Below are 5,197 nucleotides of genomic sequence, written 5' to 3'. Positions count from 1 at the left end.
AATTTGACGGGTTTAAACGCGCACGTTTGGCTAGATAAAATTTGCGAAAAAGTTGCCCGCAAAACAGCTCCGCTTTAGCCGCAAATTTTACCCAATCAACCAAATTTACTAAATTTTAAAATTTTCTATTTCGTTAAAATTTAGATAGCGGTAGATTTGTGCCTCTTTACCCGCAAGCTTTTGGGGCACTATGCTCATGTATTCAGAGACGCTAGGTAGCCTGCCCAGTACGGCGCAAACTGCCGCTAGCTCGGCGCTACCAAGATATACGCGCGCGCCCATACCCATGCGGTTATCAAAATTTCTCGTCGAGGTTGAAAACACCGTCGCGCCGTCGTTTACGCGGGCTTGGTTGCCCATACAAAGCGAGCAGCCAGGCACCTCCGTGCGAGCGCCTACCGCACGGAAAATATCGTAGTAGCCCTCCTTTTCGAGCAGGGCCTGATCCATCTTAGTCGGCGGCGCGATCCAGAGTCTAGTAGGCAGCGCGCCGAGCCCACGCAGAGCTTCCCCGAGCGCTCGGTAGTGGCCGATATTGGTCATGCAGCTACCCACAAACACCTCGTCGATCTTGTGCGGGCGCGAGCTATCGGCTAAAATTTCGCTCAGAGTCGCGACGTCGTCGGGGTCGTTCGGGCAGGCTAGGATGGGCTGCGTGATCTCGTCCAAATTTATCTCGATCACCTCGGCGTAGCGCGCGTTTTTGTCGGCTCGCAGCAACTCTGGCGCCGCTAACCACTCGCGCATTTTCGCCGCGCGGCGCTCCAGACTCGCCCTACTCTCATACCCGGCCTCTATCATCGCCTCGATGAGAGCGACGTTTGAGCGGACGTATTCGCAGACGCTCTCGATGCTCAAATTTACCGCGCAGGCCGCCGCAGAGCGCTCGGCCGAGGCGTCGCTTAGCTCAAAGGCCTGCTCGACTTTTAGATTTTCCAGCCCCTCGATCTCTAAAATTTTACCCGCAAATACGTTTTTCTTGCCCTTCTTTTCGACCGTGAGCAGCCCGCGCTTGATCGCGTAGTACGGGATCGCATTTACCAGATCGCGCAGCGTCACGCCCTTTTGCAGTCGCCCGCTAAATCGCACGAGCACGGACTCTGGCATATTTAGCGGCATAGCCCCAGACACCGCCGCAAACGCGACCAGCCCGCTACCAGCCGGAAAGCTCACGCCGATAGGAAACCGCGTATGGCTGTCGCCGCCAGTACCCACGGTATCAGGCAGCACCATGCGGTTTAGCCACGAGTGTATGACGCCGTCGCCCGGCCTTAGGCTCACTCCGCCGCGCGAGCTCATAAATTTAGGCAGCGTCCTTTGCGTTTCAAGGTCGCTAGGCTTTGGATAGGCCGCCGTGTGACAAAAGCTCTGCAACACGAAATCGGCTGAAAATCCAAGACTAGCAAGCTCCTTGATCTCGTCGCGCGTCATCGGCCCCGTGGTATCCTGCGAGCCTACGGTGAGAGTTGCTGGTTCGCAGTACTGCCCGGCTCTAACGCCCGGCACGCCGCAGGCTCTACCCACGATCTTTTGAGCTAGCGTGTAGCCCTCGCTCTCATTCGTTTGCGGCTGCGACGGCCTTACGAATATATCCTCCGCGCCCAAATTTAGCGCCGCTCTAGCCTTACCGCAAAGCGAGCGGCCGATGATGAGCGGTATGCGCCCGCCCGCTCTGATCTCGTCAAATATCGTATTTGGCGCAAGCGTAAAGCGAGCAACCGGCTCACCTTCGGGTTTTTCGTTTTCGTTTAAATTTTCAAATTTAGCTTCGCCGCAAATTTGAACCGCGTCAAATTTACCCTCGGCGCTCAAATTTACACGCCCGACGCGGAAAATCTCGCCCGCATACGGGTAGATATCCACCACATCGCCCGTCTCTAGCGCGCTTACGTCGGCTACTATGGGCAGTGCGCCGCTATCCTCGGCGGTGTTAAAAAATATCGGCGCGATCGCCGTTCCTATCACGATACCGCCCGTTTTTTTGTTCGGCACGCCCTCTATCTCGCGCCCGAGGTGCCACTGGATGGAGTTTATGCCGCTCTTTCGGCTACTGCCAGTACCCACGACGTCGCCCGCGTAGACGACCTCGAGCCCGCTTTTTTTAAGCTCGCCGATCGTCTCCAGACTGCCCGGCTGACGCTTAACTAGCATCGCGTTTGCGTGCAGCGGGATGTCTGAGCGCGTGTAGGCCTCGCTAGCCGGGCTTAGATCGTCGGTGTTGGTTTCGCCGGCGACTTTAAAGATCGCCGCTCTGATACGCCTAGGCAGGCTCTCGCGCGCCCTAAACCACTCAGCCTCCGCCCACGAGCGCAAGACTTCTAGCGCAAATTTATTGCTTTTAGCAAGCTCTGCCACGTCGTTAAAATAATCATGCACGAAAATCGTCTCTTTTAGCACGTTACAGGCGGCCTGCGCTACGGCCTCGTCGGCGTTTTTTAGGCTCTCAAGCAGCACGATGACGCTGTATCCGCCAAGCATCGGTCGCAGCAAATTTACGGCGGCGATTTTATCAAGGCCGCTTATCTCAAGCCCGTGATTTATAATCTCGTTTAAAAACTCCGCCTTTACCTTCGCCGCGTCGTCTACGCCCGGATTTACGCGATTTGCGAGTAAATTTACGAGCCGCTTTACTATCTTTTGATTTTCATCTAGCCTTGCGGCGATAATCGCTTCGCCTTCGCCGCCCAGCTCCATCGGCGGCACGCGTCTTGAAAGTAAACCTAAATACTCGCTCTCGTGCGCGCTTTCGAGCTTTAAAAGCTCGCAAACCTCCCTCGTCTGCTCCTCGTTTAGCGGTAGCGGCGGCACGCCTAGGGCCTCGCGCTCTTTTACGTGTTTTTCGTACTGCGTGAAAAAGTCCATCGTTTATCCTTATTAAAATTTACGTAATTTTAGCAAAACAAAGCGAAATTTGGCTAAATTTAAGCACTTGATTTTAAGGAATTACGATGCAAAAAGCGTATTTTGACTCGCCTATCGGCGTTTTGGAGATTTGCGGCGACGAGAGCGGAGTTTGCGAGCTAAATTTCGTGCGAGAATTCGTCCGCACGGACGTAACGGACGCAAATTTAAAGCTCTGTTTAAGCGAGCTTGAAAGCTATTTTAAAGGCGAGCTTAAAACCTTTAAAACGCGGCTAAATATCGGCGGCACGGCGTTTCAGAGGTGCGTTTACGAAAATCTGCAAAAGATCGCTTACGGGCAGCGCGTCACGTACGCACAGCTCGCAGCGATGACCGGGCGACCGAAGGCGTTTCGCGCGGCAGGCTCGGCAAACGCAAAAAACAAAATCCCAATCATCGTGCCTTGCCACAGAGTGATCGCCTCAAACGGCCTTGGCGGATACAGCGGCGGCGAAGGGCTAGCGACTAAAATTTGGCTTTTGGAGCATGAAGCAAAATTTAAAGACAAAGCTTAACGTCTTTAAAACTTGACGATGTAAATTCATCCAAACGAGCACAAATTTGATGGCTTAATTTTAGTTAAGCTCAAACCTGACTACACGAAGTACGGCACCGTTTTTAGTCGGCAAAACGCGAGGTAAATTTAACTCAAAACCGCGCCGCTTTGGCCGTTTGCGCCGTCTTGCCAGGTAGCAAAAATTTTAAAAATAGCAAAATTTATCGTCCAAAACCCCGCTCAAAAAACAACAGCCAAAAACATCTCTTAAGCCGGCACATACCGCTAAATTTTATTATTTTTGCCCTTGGCTTTCGTGAGATCCCTACGATTTAAAAACCATACTATTAACAGAAAAAAGGCGGCTATTTTTAAGCATGCGTAGATCGAATCCATGCGTCTCTGTGGCGTTTGCAGTTCATCTTCGTAGCTATATTTGACGTAAACCTTACCCGCATCGTCTTCTAGCTGCAAGATTTCGTTACCAAGCGGCATTACCTTGCTATATATAACCGCCCTCTTTTTTATGAGCGGTCTATACGACTTGTCATCTCTGCTATCTATGTAGTATGACACCGCCGAGCCGTCATCCAGCCTCAGTTTTAGCTTTCCGTCGCCTTTTAGACCGTAGTTTGCAGACTCCACCGTCCCTACGTTTTTCGTTAGTTCGTTTAGCGGTTTAAAATCGCTATAAAAAATCATATCCTTGATAGTAAATACGATCAAAGTAAGACACAAACCGACCATAGCCATCAAAAATGCCGAAAAAATACTTCTTAAGGCAGAGCCGTTACCGTAAAATCCCCTTTTTATAAAAACTACATACAAATACGAGTTTTTGATTTTTTCTTTAAATTTCTCCAAATTTAACTCCCGTTACTTGATACTATTTATCCGCAAAAACTAGCGTAAACACGCCGCTAGCGATCAGCGCGATACCGATCCACTCTCTGACGCTCGGGCGTTCGCCTAAAAATATAACCGCAAAAACAACGACCAAAACGACGCTAAGCTTATCTATCGGAGCTACCTGCGACGCGGAGCCCATCTGAAGCGCTTTAAAATATGCCAGCCACGACGCGCCCGTCGCAAGTCCGCTAAGCGTCAAAAATAGCCAGTTTCGCGCGCTTAGCTCGCCAAGCGGCTGCCACTTTTTAGCATAGGTTAGAAACAAAACCAGCGCCGCTGCGATAACGAGCGTCCTGATAAAAGTCGCGAAATTTGAGTCTATACCCTCAAGCCCGACCTTGGCGAAAATCGCCGTAAGTGCCGCAAAAACCGCCGAAGCTAGCGCCCACAAAGCCCACTCTTGCATGATTTATCCTTTGCGAAATTATAGTAAAATTTTGCTACAGCCCTCATAAAAATGCGGAATTTCTAAAGAAAAACGTGAAAAATTAAGCCCGCTTAAAAGGCTAAATTTAATACTCTCCGCTCGCCCTGCAGAACTTTTTGCGCTCCTTAAAAATTTCAAATTCCGATGCCGCGCCGAATTTGAGCGAATAATCAAAAATTCATTTCAAATTTGGTAAAATCAGGTGAATTTATTTTTAAGGAAAAACATGGACGAGGGAAAGAAAAAGACGCTGGATGCGGCGCTAAAATCGATCGACAAAGCTTTCGGCAAGGGCACGCTCGTGCGGCTGGGCGATAAGCAGGTCGAGCCGATAGACGCCATCTCTACGGGCTCTGTGGGGCTTGACATCGCGCTTGGCATCGGCGGCGTGCCGAAGGGGCGTATCATCGAGGTTTACGGGCCTGAGAGCTCGGGCAAGACGACGCTTACGCTTCACATCATCG

The 5,197-nt window shown here is 51.0% G+C and carries 4 protein-coding genes and 1 pseudogene; 2 read left to right on the top strand and 3 right to left on the bottom strand.

Annotated elements, in window-relative coordinates:
* Nucleotides 1-108 precede the first annotated feature (108 nt).
* Nucleotides 109-2,862 carry a bifunctional aconitate hydratase 2/2-methylisocitrate dehydratase gene (locus Q0338_RS06590; protein WP_298086065.1) on the bottom strand — a complete coding sequence of 918 codons (2,754 nt, stop codon included), beginning with the start codon at nt 2,860-2,862 and terminating at the stop codon, nt 109-111.
* 86 nt (nt 2,863-2,948) lie between these two features.
* Between Q0338_RS06590 and Q0338_RS06585 the strand changes: the two genes are divergently transcribed.
* Nucleotides 2,949-3,416 (top strand): methylated-DNA--[protein]-cysteine S-methyltransferase, encoded by a 468-nt coding sequence (locus Q0338_RS06585; protein ID WP_298086064.1) that lies wholly within the window; start codon nt 2,949-2,951, stop codon nt 3,414-3,416.
* Between the two features lie 266 nt (nt 3,417-3,682).
* Here the strand turns inward: Q0338_RS06585 and Q0338_RS06580 are convergent, their stop codons facing one another.
* On the bottom strand, nt 3,683-4,261 hold the full coding sequence (locus tag Q0338_RS06580) for a hypothetical protein (RefSeq protein ID WP_298086063.1): 579 nt from the start codon (nt 4,259-4,261) through the stop codon (nt 3,683-3,685).
* Nucleotides 4,262-4,283: 22 nt separating this feature from the next.
* Nucleotides 4,284-4,712 carry an EamA family transporter gene (locus Q0338_RS06575; RefSeq protein WP_298086062.1) on the bottom strand — a complete coding sequence of 143 codons (429 nt, stop codon included), beginning with the start codon at nt 4,710-4,712 and terminating at the stop codon, nt 4,284-4,286.
* A 247-nt stretch (nt 4,713-4,959) separates the two neighbouring features.
* On the opposite strand from Q0338_RS06575, the pseudogene Q0338_RS06570 reads away from it, so the two are divergent.
* Nucleotides 4,960-5,197, top strand: a pseudogene (locus Q0338_RS06570) (DNA recombination/repair protein RecA); the annotation flags it as partial.

It is taken from the genome of uncultured Campylobacter sp. (genome assembly GCF_938018145.1).
Lineage (GTDB): Bacteria > Campylobacterota > Campylobacteria > Campylobacterales > Campylobacteraceae > Campylobacter_A.
This window is presented reverse-complemented; position numbering and strand designations above follow the sequence as displayed.

What these genes read in the sequence shown, in the direction of transcription:
- Q0338_RS06590 (WP_298086065.1), bottom strand. Translation starts at nt 2,862, where the DNA reads ATGGACTTTTTCACGCAGTACGAAAAACACGTAAAAGAGCGCGAGGCC.
- Q0338_RS06585 (WP_298086064.1), top strand. Translation starts at nt 2,949, where the DNA reads ATGCAAAAAGCGTATTTTGACTCGCCTATCGGCGTTTTGGAGATTTGC.
- Q0338_RS06575 (WP_298086062.1), bottom strand. Translation starts at nt 4,712, where the DNA reads ATGCAAGAGTGGGCTTTGTGGGCGCTAGCTTCGGCGGTTTTTGCGGCA.